This window comes from Arcicella sp. GW458-12-2-14-TSB2 (assembly GCF_059423785.1).
Map to the genome: position 1 here is coordinate 1 of NZ_JBWKYN010000068.1, position 16,652 is coordinate 16,652.

At 33.4% G+C, this 16,652-nt stretch carries 15 protein-coding genes; 3 read left to right on the forward strand and 12 right to left on the reverse strand.

Annotated elements, in window-relative coordinates:
- Positions 1–91: 91 nt before the first annotated feature.
- Positions 92–391: a DUF7677 family protein gene (locus AC07XN_RS11535; protein ID WP_494743184.1), complete on the reverse strand. Its 300-nt coding sequence runs from the start codon at positions 389–391 to the stop codon at positions 92–94.
- Between the two features lie 385 nt (positions 392–776).
- On the opposite strand from AC07XN_RS11535, the gene AC07XN_RS11540 reads away from it, so the two are divergent.
- On the forward strand, positions 777–1,082 hold the full coding sequence (locus AC07XN_RS11540) for a hypothetical protein (protein ID WP_494743185.1): 306 nt from the start codon (positions 777–779) through the stop codon (positions 1,080–1,082).
- Positions 1,083–1,434: 352 nt separating this feature from the next.
- Here AC07XN_RS11540 and AC07XN_RS11545 read toward each other — a convergent pair whose 3' ends face one another.
- From AC07XN_RS11545 to AC07XN_RS11555, 3 genes are all read right to left on the reverse strand, one after another.
- Positions 1,435–2,217 carry a hypothetical protein gene (locus tag AC07XN_RS11545; protein WP_494743186.1) on the reverse strand — a complete coding sequence of 261 codons (783 nt, stop codon included), beginning with the start codon at positions 2,215–2,217 and terminating at the stop codon, positions 1,435–1,437.
- Positions 2,218–2,398: 181 nt separating this feature from the next.
- On the reverse strand, positions 2,399–3,118 hold the full coding sequence (locus AC07XN_RS11550; protein ID WP_494743187.1) for a DUF3667 domain-containing protein: 720 nt from the start codon (positions 3,116–3,118) through the stop codon (positions 2,399–2,401).
- Between the two features lie 46 nt (positions 3,119–3,164).
- Entirely contained in the window at positions 3,165–3,416 is a 252-nt protein-coding gene (locus AC07XN_RS11555) for an FUSC family protein (protein ID WP_309916880.1), read from the reverse strand.
- A 441-nt stretch (positions 3,417–3,857) separates the two neighbouring features.
- Between AC07XN_RS11555 and AC07XN_RS11560 the strand changes: the two genes are divergently transcribed.
- Entirely contained in the window at positions 3,858–4,586 is a 729-nt protein-coding gene (locus tag AC07XN_RS11560) for a hypothetical protein (protein WP_494743188.1), read from the forward strand.
- 331 nt (positions 4,587–4,917) lie between these two features.
- On the opposite strand, the gene AC07XN_RS11565 is transcribed toward AC07XN_RS11560, so the two are convergent.
- From AC07XN_RS11565 to dnaK, 5 genes are all read right to left on the reverse strand, one after another.
- Positions 4,918–5,427: a hypothetical protein gene (locus AC07XN_RS11565; RefSeq protein WP_494743189.1), complete on the reverse strand. Its 510-nt coding sequence runs from the start codon at positions 5,425–5,427 to the stop codon at positions 4,918–4,920.
- A gap of 431 nt (positions 5,428–5,858) precedes the next feature.
- On the reverse strand, positions 5,859–6,638 hold the full coding sequence (locus AC07XN_RS11570) for a DUF7003 family protein (protein ID WP_494743190.1): 780 nt from the start codon (positions 6,636–6,638) through the stop codon (positions 5,859–5,861).
- 862 nt (positions 6,639–7,500) lie between these two features.
- Positions 7,501–8,403 carry a YwqG family protein gene (locus tag AC07XN_RS11575; protein WP_494743191.1) on the reverse strand — a complete coding sequence of 301 codons (903 nt, stop codon included), beginning with the start codon at positions 8,401–8,403 and terminating at the stop codon, positions 7,501–7,503.
- A gap of 305 nt (positions 8,404–8,708) precedes the next feature.
- Positions 8,709–9,902, reverse strand: coding sequence for a hypothetical protein (locus tag AC07XN_RS11580; protein ID WP_494743192.1), 1,194 nt, complete (start codon positions 9,900–9,902; stop codon positions 8,709–8,711).
- 209 nt (positions 9,903–10,111) lie between these two features.
- Positions 10,112–12,019, reverse strand: a complete 1,908-nt coding sequence (gene dnaK, locus AC07XN_RS11585; RefSeq protein ID WP_309916872.1) for a molecular chaperone DnaK — start codon at positions 12,017–12,019, stop codon at positions 10,112–10,114.
- 691 nt (positions 12,020–12,710) lie between these two features.
- On the opposite strand from dnaK, the gene AC07XN_RS11590 reads away from it, so the two are divergent.
- Positions 12,711–13,628, forward strand: a complete 918-nt coding sequence (locus tag AC07XN_RS11590) for a D-2-hydroxyacid dehydrogenase (protein WP_323251753.1) — start codon at positions 12,711–12,713, stop codon at positions 13,626–13,628.
- Between the two features lie 8 nt (positions 13,629–13,636).
- Here AC07XN_RS11590 and AC07XN_RS11595 read toward each other — a convergent pair whose 3' ends face one another.
- The 3 genes from AC07XN_RS11595 to AC07XN_RS11605 all read right to left on the reverse strand — a co-directional run bounded on the left by AC07XN_RS11595 (position 13,637) and on the right by AC07XN_RS11605 (position 16,163).
- Positions 13,637–14,206, reverse strand: coding sequence for a hypothetical protein (locus AC07XN_RS11595; protein ID WP_494743193.1), 570 nt, complete (start codon positions 14,204–14,206; stop codon positions 13,637–13,639).
- A 30-nt stretch (positions 14,207–14,236) separates the two neighbouring features.
- Complete coding sequence (locus tag AC07XN_RS11600; RefSeq protein WP_309916863.1) at positions 14,237–15,142, reverse strand: universal stress protein; 906 nt, start codon at positions 15,140–15,142, stop codon at positions 14,237–14,239.
- A gap of 79 nt (positions 15,143–15,221) precedes the next feature.
- Positions 15,222–16,163: a universal stress protein gene (locus AC07XN_RS11605; RefSeq protein ID WP_494743194.1), complete on the reverse strand. Its 942-nt coding sequence runs from the start codon at positions 16,161–16,163 to the stop codon at positions 15,222–15,224.
- Between the last annotated feature and the right edge of the window lie 489 nt (positions 16,164–16,652).

A 16,652-nucleotide genomic window follows, 5' to 3' on the forward strand; every position in this document is an offset into this window, starting at 1 on the left:
ATCCCAATCATTGGGATTTTTTAGCAGCTTTAATATTTTTAGTCGATGACTAAAAATCGATAATTATATTTAAAGGTCAATACAATTCAAGTCAATGCAAAGCTACCTCCCAATCTTCATATGGTGGGGTTACAGTAAAACCTGGGTCGCAATATTCTCTCAAATAGTCTGTTGCTCGTTTCTGAGCAAATGTAAAGTTTACTACTTTCCCTTGTTCATCTAACTCAATGACGTTGGCAAAAATTGCATACACCTTTTCAATTGCACTTGGATTATTTCCATATAACGAAAGGTAATTAATATCTTCTAACATGTAATGTGTACCACTTGCCATAAAATACGCGAAAGTTCTCAGGGCTCCAGAAAAGTCGGAGCTTAGTCTTTTTGTCATAATGTTATCTTGCTTTTAAATGATTTTTTGTTCCGAGTAACGACTATATAACCGATATATACCCAATTATTTTAAAACTCATTGAGTATATCCATCCTAATGCTAGGATAACTATAATAATATTTCTTTTGTCTAAAATAAATAAAAATACTAAAATCGAAAAAGTACCTTAAAATCTTTTGGTTTATAAAACTACCATTATTCTATATATATACTAAGCGTATGACCAAACTTATAAGATACTTTACATTTTTGTTTTTGCAATGTAACATTACAGGACTATATATATCCCTATGCCAAATACGAGCATTAATTAGACACGCTATACTAGATATCTGTAAATGCAATTTATACTATTTAGAAATCTCAAAAATAAACTTTATATATGAATTCAGCACTTTTGAAAATTTCAAATGCTTGGGAAATGGATGGTTTTCTTGACTTATTAAGAGATAGAGTTTTTAATTTACAAATGGGCGAAGATTTTCTTCACAATTTACAATCTATTGAATTTGATTCAATAGATTGTATTCCAAAAGATACCATTAGAATTCTTTGGTATATTCCTATTTTCATGGAATGGAGAGATATAGATTTAAAATATACTTTAGAAGAAAATGAGTATAAAAAATATATTAATTTAAAGTCTAAAATATTAAATCATTTAGAAGAAATATTAGGGATGCCATAACTGTAAAATAAAAAGACGATTTTATACACTTCAAAAATAAATTACCTTTTCTTTCTGTTGGATTGTGTCCACTCCCGAGCAATAAGAATAATCCAATGAGATGAAATATGATAATTATTGCAGCAATCCACTGAATGGCTGTTAATAGTCTAATGATGGTGGGTTTGTCATTATTTCCCATTTTTTTACTAACATGAACAAGCGTAAATAAAGAGTTTTCTCCAATGAAATAAACGTTAACCAATCTGCTGAATTTATTCAAAACACTAGTTAAATAAGTTTTAGAAAGCTAATTTTTTATCAATAGTTCGATATTGTCCTTTAAGCTATCGAACAGCGAGGTATAGGTTAGTTATTTTTTAATCAATTTATATAATAGTTTGCCTTTTTTAGTTTCTACACATCGATCTAAGTCAGTGTCATATGATTTACAATCAAGATTGTAAATCATCAAAGTATCTTTTGAAAAACTCCATGTATATTCAAATCTATCATCTGGGTTTTTCCTTAAATGCAAAAGATCAAATTGACAACCAGCATCAATATAGTCATCTTGAACTAGGTAGCTATTAAAATCTAAGAATCCCTTTACAATACCATCTTCACTGAATGATATCGATTGTTTAGGGGAGTCTACCACTTGATAATTACCAGAAAAAATTTCTTTATTCAATAATCGGCTTGAAAACGTTTCGTTAGGTAATCCCATCTGATACTTGATATATTTTTCTCGAATTCCTTTATTGGCAATTATCATCGTATCATTTAATACTGATATACGTATGGTGTCATTATCATAGTCAACACAAAAGAAATTATTAGGTTTTTCAGTAATGACTTTCATGTCTATGCCTTCATGAAACCCATAAACGAACATAGCAGTGTCACTTCTAAAAGTAATAAATGAAAATTCACCTTCATTTTGTGAAATCTTCGGAGATTTAGTCTTTTGAATTGAATACAAATATTTTAAATTAACCCAATCGCCAGCTAAATCATAAATAGTCAATGTGCTAACAGAATCAATATTCAACATTCTAACAGAATCTGAGGCTATTGATTGGCTATCTTTAAGGCTTTTATTATCGGAACAACTTATTAAGAAAATAGATAGGAACACTAATAGCAATCTCATATTTTTCGAAATTTTAGAAAGAACATTATACTTTTAATTAAGTTTTAGTAGATATATTATTAGAAATGCTATTTATTTCTGTACTTTTTGTTGTAACTCATCAACAAGACGAGAGTCAAATAACCATTGGCCTTTTAAAGGGTTTATTCCCTAAGATAATCCCAATAAAATAGCATAGACTTTAGATTTTTTTGCCTATCAAATCAATAGCTACCCCTATTAGTATTATTACTATTTCAAATGAACCAAACCCTAATAAATAGGCAAAGAGAGCCTTTAAGTAATTTTTGAAGCCTCCACCAAAAAACTGTCCAATAGCCCAAGAGATATATATCATTATAATACTAAAAATGACTGTATCAAGAATAGCGTTGGTTACAAATTTGCCAACAATAGGGTGTATCGAAAGCCATAACATACCTTCGCCCATGATAAAACATAACAAAACGCCGATTTCATAAATATTGTACAAATACTTTTTGAAAAAAATCTTTGTCCAGAATGTAATGAATAACAACATCAATATATTGGCATATCCATAATTGTTCTGAACCCAGAGCATAACACTATTTACACCTGAAACTCCATATTGTTTTTTAAGTTGTTCTTCACTGAGTACATCAACCTCTAAGTAGCTCGTAATCAAGCTATAAATAACTGAACATAGAAACAAAAAAGTTACAGGTTTCGTACAAGCATTTCTATCTGTATTGAGATAATGATGAATCAGTTTGCTAGGTCGTAGCAACAATTCACTGACAGTAAACAAAAAACCTCTCTCATAGCCAATCAGGTTTAGAAACTCCTCTGCGGCATATTTTCTATCAACTCTTTTCAATAAAGGTTCTTGTACGTTGGTATTGGTAGCCTGATTAGGATGATCTAAATGTTCATTCTTCATACGTTTGCGCAAGTGATGCTATGGTTGAAATTTATGCTAATTGAGACTATTTCAAGTTTCGCTCTTTTAAAATATTTTCTAATTCTTTATTATCGTATTTGGAATTATTAGCCAATCTATACGCAAAAAACAAAGGGATTAAAATAAAAAATCCTAAACCATTTTTTGCAATGCTAAAAATGACAATTCCTATAAGGAACCCAATTAATAGCGCATTAATAATAGCGGTTGATTTCATTTTTTTTGCTTCTTGTAACAACTCTTGGTCCGTTAATTCTGTGAGTTCTTTTTGTTTCATTTGTATGTTTTAGGTTATTATATTTTACTGTTGATGTTGTTTTTCAGGATAGTAACAAAACAATGGGGGTAAAAAAATGTATATCCATCAAGTAAAACTAAAATATTTTAAAGGGTTTTCAAATCACATTAAATAAAAAATCTCTCCTTTCACCATAGTAGATGGCAAAAGGAGAGATTTGGAAAATCTTGACAATTTTATCTACTTCAGTTTCAAGATGAAGTAAAATTTAGTATAATAGAGGCCATGCTTGACATTTGTTTGTGCTAGGGGGCAAATTTTTATCAATATGTCAAGATTAGTTCATTGGAACATCCCTAACAGGGTGAATTAAAACTCCTTTTTATCAATGGTTCGACTTGTCGTCCCCGAGATGCCCTTTGGAACATCTCGAACAGTGTGGGTCAAAAGAGATTCACCATATTATTAACCGAAATAGAAATGAAAAAGATACTTTTTTTTATGTTAATTTCTTCTCAAGTATTTGCTCAAAGTGAAGAAGTTGTTAATCAAATACTTGACAAAAAATATAAACCAATTTTCAAACCAATTCTTGGAGAATTTACAGTAAATCATGGCGAGAAAATTAAGGTAAATGATGAATACAAGAAGCTAAATTATGGATTCAAGTTTGATAGCAAGAAAATAGATGTGCAATTTCATTATCCTCAAAAAGATAGTGATAATTCTTGTAGCTATTTTGTGATTTTTCAAAAGAGAATAAACCTGATTGGAAAATTTGAAAATGATTTTGCGTGTGATTTAGATGTAAACAGTTTTGAACTTTACAAAGGAGAGTTTAAAAATAAAAATTATTTACTTCTTACTTGTATTAACAATGGAAGTGGTGGTTTTGCAACAACGATAATTTTTCATCTGTTTGATATAACAAATAAAAATAATATAAAATACTATCCACTATGGTCAAGATATGGCTCAATTAATTGTTTTGGAGATTTTAATTCTGATGGTGTACTTGATTTTTTGAAAATACGGAACAATGAAAAACAGACAGGTACAGACACTTTTAAAACAACTTTAATGACTTTGGATAGCTTACACACTATTTTTAAAGACTTACCACGAAGCAAACAGTGGTATTTCAAAAAGATTTATACAAAGAAAAATAGAATACGAATCAAAATGATAAAGCTCCCCCGTTTGGCGTAGTTTTCAACTATGTCAATGCGTATTGCAATGATATATTGCAAAAATGCAATGCATTTTATGATTCTTCATCTTGCGACGATACATATCACTACACGTTACGGACTAGGGGTCTCCTTCTTAGAATGCCTGATACGATACCCTGAGGTAGTAAAAACTGCGAAAAGCGAGGGTGAATTTTAGCGTACTAGAAGTCCTTTTATCAATAGTTCGACTTGGCGTCCCCGAGATGCCTTTTGGAACAACTCGAACAGCCTAATTATCCTTCGTAACATCCCGAACAGTTTGACGCTTTGCTTAATACTTGCTCCAGTTGGGGGGGAAAACGATAAATTTAAAAATCAAAAAAACTTCTATATCGATTGCCTATTTTTGCTAATTCAGTGTTTAATTTCCATAAATCTAAAAGGTCTAATCCAAATTGTCCGTCACGAATAGTTATTTTAAAATCTTCCGATTTTATTGTTGTAAAGCTATGATGTCGATTTTTCCAGACTCGGAAAGAGAAAGAATTATGGTTTAATGTCTTAATTTTTATCCATCCAAATGGATACTTGTAAGTAATTATTAAGGATTTATTTTGATAATCTATTACAATAAATTGTATTAAAGGTGCTTGAAATGCAATAATGATAAATAAATTAAATAATTGAGTTAAACCCCAAGTTAAAACTGAAAAAAATAGCGTTGCAATTATAGTTACTTTACCTACTATAAAAGTAGTAACTCCTAAAACTAATAATAAAAGCAAAGCAAAATCATACCAATGTGTAAAGTAGTATGAAACCCAAAATAAGAATGAATCCGAGTATTTTTCGTTCTTAATTTTTTTGGATTTAGTCATGTTTAATAAAAGCTGGCTAATCTCATAGCCAATTATGTTTAGAAACTCCTCGACTGTATATTTTCTATCAACTCTTTTCAATAAAAGTCCTTGTTCGTTGGTATTGATAGCCTGACTAGGATGGTCTAAATGTTCATTCTTTATACTAAACTAATAATAGGTTTTAAAATTTGTACAAAGCAACTTACGATATTGTTGATAAAAATACAAATGCTTTTGTGGAGAAAATTCGCTTGAAGGATTGAGAGATTTGGATTGTGGTTTAGTAAATTACAGTCTGGTATCTTAGATACTGACTAACTGGTGAGAAGTTTTAGCGGCCTAGAAATCCTTTTTATCAATAGTTCGACTTGGCGTCCCCGAGATGCCCTTTAGAACATCTCGAACAGCATGAATAATATAACACAAAGTCCAAGTAGGCGGAGGTAGGTTTATAAGTCACCCGATTCCCAATTTGTCCAATGATTGTTGGGTTTGAGTGTAGGTTTCCAACAAGTTATGTCTCTTGTCACTAAAACTTTTGCAATTAATTGATATGTCTCTTGGCTACTTGGTAGGGAGCTTTTGTCATAAGTACTTATAAAGTGAAATCTATCAAGTGTCATAAGTTTCGGAATATCATGTGGGATATGTTGTTTGATTTCGTCTTCGGTTGCACTAACTAATTCAGGGTTAGTGTCGCTGAAAAATCTAACAATGTCACTATAACCAATGAGATTTTTGGGATTATCGTAGTCCCTTGGTTTAATTCCCAATGCCAAATATTTTTTTGTGTCATGGTCAATTGCAACTTTCTGCCCATGAATAGTCAATTCGCCTTCAGTTGGGCTAATTAATTCAAAATCTTCCTTGTTTGTTATCCTTTCATCTTCCTCCGATGTTATTAAAACAATATTGCTTGCATTTGTGATGTAACTCCCTTCGGAATATTTGTCAATAGCATAGCTGATACAATTCCCAACATAGTCAAGTTCGATTTCTGCATTATTTGCACGATTTTGGTAACCACATTTTTCAAATACGATTGCCCATCTTGTTGAGTCTGCATATAAATGAATTTTGTTGCCTGCTGTTTTGCAATAACCATGCTCTAGGTCAAGGAAAAAATTATACTTGATATAGCCATTCGTTCCTACTGGATAATCATCAGCCGGTTGTCCATTAAATGCTAAATCAAGCTTATGCAAAATGTCTGCTTCCGTAAAATTCATTTTTTTGTTGTCAGATTTTTGACTGTTTTGTCGGAAAGAGCAAGATGTCAATGTTAGTGTTATGATGATTAGGGATGTGCGCATACCATTACTGCTAACGAGTATAGCTTTTGGCAGACTGGGAATTAGCATTGGGTCTGCTCGTATCGGTGTTGATTATTTTTGTTTAGCTAAAGTAAGCTCTAAAGCTTATTATTTAACGTCACTTCTACTATCTTGAGTAAGTTACCAAAGGTTGCCTTAAATTTTTACTCGTCATAATTTAAGTTCGTCAATAAGTTGAATGATTAAAAGCTGTGTCAAATTTAGTATAGAATTATCGTCCTTTTGTTCATAATTAATTGTTGCAATAACAAAAGCATTTTTATAAAGTCGTTCTGGAAATTTGTTCCACGTTATTTCATACCTGCTGTTTTGTAAAGGTATTGTCCCGCTACTGCTTGTATATTTATTTTGAATTAGTGTAAATGAAATTGTTGTGTCATTGTCAAACTTAACAGTAATAAGTGAGTTAGTCTTCGAAGATAATACTTTGTTAATACTTATGATCTTACGCTTTTGAAGCGTGTCATTAATAATTTCAATTGTCCACTGTTTTTTAGGAAATGATGGAACTCTAAAAGAGTTGATGTCTAAAATTGTCAGCAATTCATCATTAGTTATCCTTTGTCCAAATGAACATAACGAAGTTGTCAAGATTAAAATAATAAGTATGTAAATTGTTTTAGGTGTCATTTTATATTACAAGTAACGGTTTGTGCTAGTGGGTAAGTTTTAGCGTACTAGAAGTCCTTTTTATCAATAGTTCGACTTGGCGTCCCCGAGATGCCCTTTGGAACATCTCGAACAGTGTGAACCCGATTTAACTACATTGTAAAATAAACCAGGAGTTGTCAAATTGTTTGTTTTTTAAATCGTTTTTTTTAATCCAAAAGTAAAGTCTTCCACAGTCACCCCACATCATTTCATTTTCCTGATTACTGTCTATTTGTAAAAGCAGTCGCCAATTTATTGCATTTGGTTCCAGTGCTTTTGCTTTTGGGTCATTATAACCTGTCTGGTCGCCACAATAAAGTCCATTAGTGACAAGTTCACATTCCAATTCCATTTCGTTTTGAATATTGTCGGCATAACCAAGCAATTTATTTAGAATTCCATCTTCATATACTTTATTGTAAAACTTGTCAATCTCATCATCAGTAAAATTTAAATCATCATATAAATTATGATTATAAGAAGGTAAACTGATTTCTTGTTTGACATTTAACGAAGAAGGTTTAAATCTTGAATTTTTTAAATCAGCTGGGAATTCAATTCGTTTTAATGTTGTCAAGTTTCCATCGAGGTACAAAATTTTGAATTTATTTTTTTCCTTGAAGTCGAAGCCCCAAGCATCTTGCTCACTTGCATAGAAAAAATAAAGCATTCCATTTTGAGGTAAAAGGTTTTCAATGTCAAACTGTGCAATCTCTGATAAGTTTATTTGTGCAATAAATGAAAGTGGTTTTGTAATAATTTGTTCGGTTTCTTTTCCAAAAAACCAAAACTTCTTTTTCTTTATAGTGTTAGTTTCGGTAGCCCAATAAAGACTAGAAGGCAAATCTGGTTGACCACCGATTTTAGATTGTCCTACTTGAATGTCTTCTTCGTTACAAGGTTTAAGATAAAGTCTGATTGTATTTTTAACAAAAGGCTCTAATTTATCAAAAAAGTGACCTAGCCCGTTCGCTTTAAGCCTGTCAAAAAGTTGTTCTTTATTGTCCATAAGGTGTTTTATAGAATGCCCACTAGTGAGTATATAACCGTAATATACCCTAATAATTTAAATTTTTATTGCGATTATCCATCCTAATGTCAGGATAATCGCAATATTATATTTTTACCCAAGATAGATAAAATCCAAAAACAAAAAAAGTGCCACAAAACCCAATCAAATACGATTAAAGATTTTATGATACTTTTAATATTTAAACACTTGCTTGTGCTAGTGGGTAAGTTTTATCGGACAAGAAGTCCTTTTTATCAATAGTTCGAGATGCCCTTCGGAACATCTCAAACAGCAGAAATTATTTATTTTAAAAAGTTCGTTTTCATGTGAATTTGCCCACTATTTTTTACAAATTTTTCAGCTCTTTTCATTAAGTAATAATCAAGGTTTTGTTTTTTCCCCATTGAAGCCTTTATATATTTCATAAATTCAAGGTAATCCATTACATGCAAATATATTTTTTCATTCATCATAGTAAGAATTATCTCATTCTCGATTTCTTCCCAATCTCCTAATGGTATCAATTCCGAAACTAAAACAAGACAATGAGGAACTAAAGAGGCATCAATTTTAATTTCTTTACCTAAGTTGCTAAAAACTGGCAAATTCCTTTTGATATTTTTATTTGCTCCGATAAGTTGTTTAATTCCTTTTAGTACTTGCTTTTTTACATTCGATACCTTTCGTTCGATTGTTTGTTCCTTATCGAGGTTTAGTACCCCTAATGCCTTAGTCTCTACCAAAAAAATACCGTATTTGTGATGAGCAAAAATATCAGTCAATTCTCTGTCTTTACTCTCTTGCTTGATAATTGGATTCAAATAAATATCATTTAGAAATAGGCTTTCCATTGAATACCAGATTTGCCTTTCAAAAGTGCCACCTTCATCTTTATCTGATATGTTGACTTGTTGAACATCAGCAAAACCAACGAAATGCTTATGAATTATATTCCAATTTTTGATCTCGCAAGGAATCGATTTTGTTTTGATTTTATACGAATTGGAAGTCTTCTGAGAACTGTCAAGAGAATAGATAAAGGAATCCATTGAAGTTGATAATTCTGAATTATAATCTCCCAAGTACAAATTCTTGATGCCTTCCATAAATTGTAGAATAGTTATTCTATCTCCTTCTTTTATTGTCAATTTAGCCGTTGCAGAACATGTCAACAGCTCATCATATAATTCTATTATTACCTCTTTCTCGTTCAATATTCTTTTTAACCCTTCATAATCTCTAATAAATCGACATGGTTGAGTGATTAAAATGGGATTTGTAAGGTCATCATAAATTCTTGAACCCGTATGGTAATAAATCCAATTGTCTTTTTCATCTTTCCCAAATAGAAATTCTATTCGACATCCATTTATTAAAGATCGAATAACATTTGAAGGAATTTTTACAGAAATTTTAAATCCGTAATTATCAGAAATAAACCATATTCCGACATCTTCTCCTTTCATTTCATTATATATTTCATCTTCCTGATTCATATTCTTTTTTCTTAGTAAATATTAATGAGAATACTACTGTAAAATGCTCTGAATTATTCAATACTCATTCCATCTATTTAACCAAACATAAAGGAATACTAAATAAAAAAAGTGCTATAAAACCTTCTTCATTTTTGATAAAAGAGAGAGATTTTATAACACTTTTTAAATATTTATCAGCCGATGACTGAAAGCCGATAGCCGACTACTTATTTCACTTCCTCAAAAGGAACATCTTCTGCTGATGAGTTTCCTGCTCCTGAATCAGCAGTTTGACCTGCGTCTCCAGTTGGTTGAGCTCCTTCTGGGCTACCTTGTGCATACATTTCTTGCGAAGCTGCTGCCCAAGCGTTGTTCAATTTTTCAAGTGCTGAGTCGATAGAAGCTACATCACGTGAACCGTGTGCTGTTCTCAATTCTCCTAAAGCACCTTCAATCGCTGATTTATTACCTGCTGATAATTTATCACCGTACTCTTTCAATTGTTTTTCTGTTTGGAAAATCAATGAATCAGCTTGGTTGATTTTTTCGATTTTTTCACGTTCAGCTTTATCTTCTGCTTCATGAGCTTTCGCTTCCTGACGCATTTTTTCGATTTCAGCATCAGTCAAACCGCTTGATGCTTCGATACGGATATTGCTTTCTTTGCCTGTTCCTTTGTCTTTTGCAGATACGTGAAGGATACCATTAGCATCGATGTCGAAAGTAACTTCTACTTGTGGAACGCCACGTGGTGCTGGTGGAATACCGTCTAAGTGGAAACGTCCTAATGAACGGTTCTGACTTGCTAACGGACGCTCTCCTTGCAATACGTTCAATTCTACTGAAGGTTGGTTATCTGAAGCTGTCGAGAATGTCTCAGATTTTTTCGTAGGAATTGTAGTGTTGGCTTCGATTAATTTAGTGAACACGCCACCCATTGTTTCGATACCCAATGACAAAGGAATAACGTCTAATAATAATACGTCTTTTACTTCACCTGTCAATACACCACCTTGTACTGCCGCACCGATTGCTACAGCTTCATCTGGGTTAACACCTTTAGATGGCTTTCTTCCGAAGAATTTCTCTACTTCTTCCACCACTTTAGGAATACGTGTTGAACCACCTACCAAGATAACTTCGTCGATGTCAGCATTTGTAAAGCTCGAGTTTTTCATCGCACGCTTACATGGCTCAAGCATTCTTTGGATTAAAGAATCTGCCAATTGCTCAAATTTAGCACGTGATAATGTACGTACTAAGTGTTTAGGCATACCGTCCACAGGGAAGATATATGGCAAGTTGATTTCTGTTGAAGCACCTGATGATAATTCAATTTTCGCTTTTTCTGCTGCTTCTTTCAAACGTTGAAGAGCCATCGCATCTTTGCGTAAATCTACACCTTCGTCTTTTTTGAATTCGTCTGCTAACCATTCGATGATTACTTGGTCGAAGTCGTCACCACCTAAGTGTGTATCACCGTCAGTAGATTTTACTTCAAATACGCCATCACCTAATTCTAATACTGATATATCGAAAGTACCACCACCTAAATCGAATACAGCAATTTTCATATCTTTACCGCCTTTGTCAAGACCGTAAGCTAAGGCTGCTGCCGTTGGCTCGTTGATGATACGTTTAACTTCTAAACCTGCAATTTGTCCAGCTTCTTTAGTCGCCTGACGTTCCGCATCATTAAAATAAGCAGGAACTGTAATTACTGCTTCTGTAACTGTCTGCCCTAAATAATCTTCGGCAGTTTGTTTCATTTTAGTCAGAATCTGAGCAGAAATTTCTTGAGGTGTGTACAAACGGTCACCGATGCGTACACGTGGGGTATCATTTGAACCTTGTTCTACCGTATATGCAATCGTTTTTAATTCACTACCAACTTCAGAATAACGTTTACCCATGAAACGTTTGATAGATGAAATAGTGTTTTTAGGATTAGTGATAGCCTGACGTTTGGCAGCGTCTCCGACTTTACGTTCACCGTTACCATTATCTAAAAAGGCAACGATTGAAGGTGTAGTACGACGACCTTCTGAGTTAGCGATTACGACTGGCTCGTTACCTTCCATTACAGCTACGCAAGAGTTGGTTGTTCCTAAGTCAATACCGATAATTTTTCCCATTGTTAATATTAATTAAGTATATGAATAAGATTTTTTATTTTTACTATAAAGAGGCTTACAAGAATGTTTGCCTATTTTTGTTACTCTAAATATGTTTTGCACTATTCAATCATTACATAAACAGATAGAGATTTCCTTACTTTCAACAATCTTGATGCCAGTACCTTTTTAACACTTTTTTTGTGCCATAATGGCAGAATACCATTTTTGATTTGCCATACTAGCAGTTTTTTATTGGAAAACTGACAGAATACCATAAAATAACGAAGCCATACATAATGACGATTATATAACGTTTTATTTCTAGCGAGGGACTTAAGTTCTAGTCATTACCCACATCTTTTAAAAAGTTAAAATGGTGTTGTGATTATTGATAAATTGGTTAAAATAACCTTTAAAACCAAACGTTGAAGACCTTATCCCTAGCGAGGGACTTAAGTCCCTCGCTAGGGATAAGTATCTAATTATTAGAAATTTATAAACTTGTTACTAATCAATACGACTTAAGTCGTTCGCTAGAAATAAAAGCATATTATTGAATTAATGCCAATAAATAACTTCGTAAGCTTTGACAACTTTTGAAAGTTGTCAAAGCTCGTTCAATAAAATTAGTATTTAAAAAACTGTTCCATAGAATGGTTCGTACGGAATACACAACAAATGAGATTTTCTTAAAAACAATCAATTCAACATGAAAATATATATTCATACCAAATTTGAAGAAAACGAGGCTTTGCTTATCAAAGAACAATTATCGGAGAAATATAAAATTGTTATAGGAGAAGAGATTCCCGCTGAAAAAAGAGAGGAGGAGTTCTTGAGTGCAAGTATTTGCTTTGGCAATGTGCCGCTGGCATGGGCTCAGAAAACTACCCAATTGAAATGGCTACAACTGCATTCTGCGGGACTAGACCCTTATCAGCAATTAACCGACCATACCTTTAAAATAACCAACCTAAAGGGCTTCTTCGGGCAGTCAGTAGCGGAAACGGCGGTGGCAGGTATTTTAGCGATGTACCGTGGTGTCAACCATTTAACCCAACTACAGATGCAGACAAAGTGGGTCGGTACGCCTTTGCGTTCTACCTTGCATCTATTAAATAATGCCAAAGTATTAGTGCTTGGGGCTGGGGCAATCGGACTAAAGGTAAGAGATTTACTGACAGGGTTTAACTGTAAAACCACCGTCTTGGACTCTAAAACGATTACACAATTAGAAGAACATTTGCCCACGACTGATATTGTAGTAGCTACTTTGCCAGAAACGCCCGAAACCATTGGTTTGTTTAATAAAGAACGATTGCACCTACTAAAATGCACTGCTTTGTTTGTAAATGTAGGCAGAGGTTCGGCAGTGGACGAGCAAGCTTTGATAGAAATGTTATTGAATAATCAGCTTTATGGAGCTGTACTGGATGTGACAGCCACAGAACCACTTCCAGACGACCACCTGCTTTGGCAAATGCACAATGTCTTATTAACACAGCACACCTCTGGCGGATGGGCAAATGAGAATATAGATAAAATTAAGTTTTTTCTCGAGAACCTATCAAGGTTTGAATGTGGCGAAGCCTTAGTAAATATAGCGAATCTGGCACGGGGCTATTAATATTATCGCTACTTAATACTCGTAGAAGTATTGGGAGAATAATCAAAAAAGAGTGTCCCAATTCTTCTTTCTATGTTTTTGATAGGAGCTGCTACTACCCAAACCTTATTGGTTTTTTGTAAAACAACGATAGAATCCTGTACAAACAAAGGCGAGGCATACAGTGCCAACGCCGAAGTGTTTTCATAGTTTTTGTTGCTAGCCACCAGAATCTTCCCTTCAGTATCCACGATGTTGATATTAGAGAAATGATTCATTTGAACAATATTCTGGACAAATCTATTAATCCTTTTTAAGTCCTTTTTCATCATGTTGGTTTGGATAGACCACAGCAAGGGCTTACAAAGGGTTTTTAATATTTGTTGTTCTTTCTGATTAATGTCTTTGTTGGTATCAAACACCAATACTTCCTGAGCTACTTGGTTTTGGTAATCTTTCCAGTAATAAATGCTAATAGTACTTACTAAAGCAATTATGGTGGTAGAAAACCAAAACCAAGCCCAAGAATACCCGTGAGGGGAATCCCCTTGAGGCGAATTTGAAATGACTTTTTGATGAAAGTCCTGAGTTGCTTGCATGAGAATGTTTCAAAGAGGTATTACAAAAATCTAACTACTACTCACGGTTTCATCAGTTAATGTTTTTTCAGCTTTTACAGGTTCCTCTTGTGGTCTGACAGACAACACTGGGATTTTCGCATGATTCAATACCTGTTGGGCAAAAGGACCAACGAAGTAGTCTTCAATTGAATAGCTAAAATCGGCAGTGATAATCATCAAATCAATATCTAATTCATCTGATTTTCGCAAGGCCGCATGGGCTACGGAATCAGTATAAGTAAAGATAGAATAGCCTTTGATATTATCCTCAACCAGCTTTTCGTTCAAGGCCTTCAACTCTTTGTCTAAATATGTTGATTTCTTACTGCTGTCGTCGTCTAATAAAGCTAAAATAATGAGTTCAGACTGATGTTTTGCAATGATTTTTCTAGCGAATTCATATTTATGCAAGGCATTTGGAATGGTTCTTACAGGGAATAACACTTTCTCGAAATTCTTCCATTTCTTCTCATTTGGTATGGTAAGAACAGGACAAGAGGCTTTTTTACTTACGTCAAAAGCATTAGTTCCCATAAAAAACGATTTAAAGCCCGAAATACCATGCGTTCCCATTACAATCATATCTACGGCATGATATTCCGCTATTTTAATAATCTCGCTAACTACACTCCCCACGACACACATCGGAATTACCGTGATAGGATGTTTTGATGTAACAGATTCAGCCAATTTGGCTAATTTTCTGTTTTCTCGTTGGATAACGTTCTCTCTGGTCAAATCCAACTCTACACCATGTTCGGAAATAGTTAAATACGTATCAGGGTCAATGACGTGTAGTAGATGGATTGTAGATTCATAATCTTGACTCATGTGTACAGCATAATCTAAGGCATTTAATGATAATTTGCTGTAATCAATAGGCACTAGGATTTTTTTGATTATTAGATTTTCCATGATTAAAAAAAATTAAGTGGTGAAAATATTAAACCGATTAATTGAATAATTTGTCTTTATGGTTCTTGTAGTTGTTTTGTTAAATTATCCCTAACATTTGCACAGGGTAGGGGTATTCACTGTTTTCTTCATCTTCATTAATCGACTTAACCACAAAGGCATCGGCTGGTTTGGGTCTGATAGATAAAACAGGGACTCTGGCATAATGGACTATCTGCTGAACAAAAGGGCCAACGTAATAATCCTGAATGTGGTGGTCTATCGATGCGGTAATAATCAGTAAGTCAGCCATAAAATCAGTGGTTTTTTCAAGCACTTTTGCCGCTACTGAATCGCAGTAATAAAAACCAGTTTGTGATTTTAGGTTATCCTCTTTTAATTTTTTATCGAGTTTGAAAGTTTCCTGACTTAGCGTTTCAAAACTTGCCTTTTCTCCATTTTCCAAGAGCCCGACTACTACCAATTCGGCGTCATTTTCTCTCAAAAAATTTCGTGCCATGCTATATTTTTGGATGGCTCCTTCAACAGCTCTGATAGGATAAACAATGGTTTTGAAAGCTTCAAATCGTCGATGAGATGGAACTAGCAACACTGGGCAATAGGCATTTTTCAGTACATTAAAGGCATTTGATCCCATCATGAATTCTTTAGTGCCTGATACACCGTGTTTACCCATTACAATCAAGTCGGCATAAAAATCAATCGTGGCTCTTACTATTTCGGGACAAACCCATCCCGTTCTGATAATGGCTCGGCAATCGATAAACTCGTCATTGGTAATTTTATCAGCAAGTTTTCTAAGGTTAGTTTGATGAGTATCAAGAAGTGTTTGCAGGTTTGAGTCACTAATCATAGTGCCGTCGTCCTTATTATTAACCAAGGGACTAATATTTACTACATGCAGTAAAATCAATTGTGCATGCTGACGTTTGGCCATTCCAATAGCGGTATGAAGCGCATTCATTGAAGATTCACTAAAGTCAATTGGAACAAGTATTTTCTGAACTGCTTGTGTATCCATAATATATGAGTTTTAGGTTGGAAAATCATCAAAACAGCGATAACGAACGGTTTGATGATTCAAAATTGAAACTCATAACTTAACCATAGCTTAATCTAATATTAGAATTTACTTAGAAAATACTGCTAGTTAAGTTAATGACTATTTGGAAAAATGTAACATTGGCTTGGTTTGAATGCTTGTTGTTTTATTAATAAGTAGTGTTTAGTAAATAATGATTGGTGAATAGTCTGCCGTCAAGATTGTATTCAAATGATTAGTTATCAGTTGTTTACAATAAAAGAAAGCCTTGATTAAATTATATTGATGACCTACTATTGATAATTGTCATCTTATTAACTGTTTTTATTAAAATTTTATTATTTTTTTACATAAGATTAAACCTTTGCTGATTTGTATAGTCGAAATGACAAAATAGGTTAAAGTAGATTACTATTTTATATTACGTATTGCACGAACGTCATGTTACTAAAAAGATTCATATGGTCA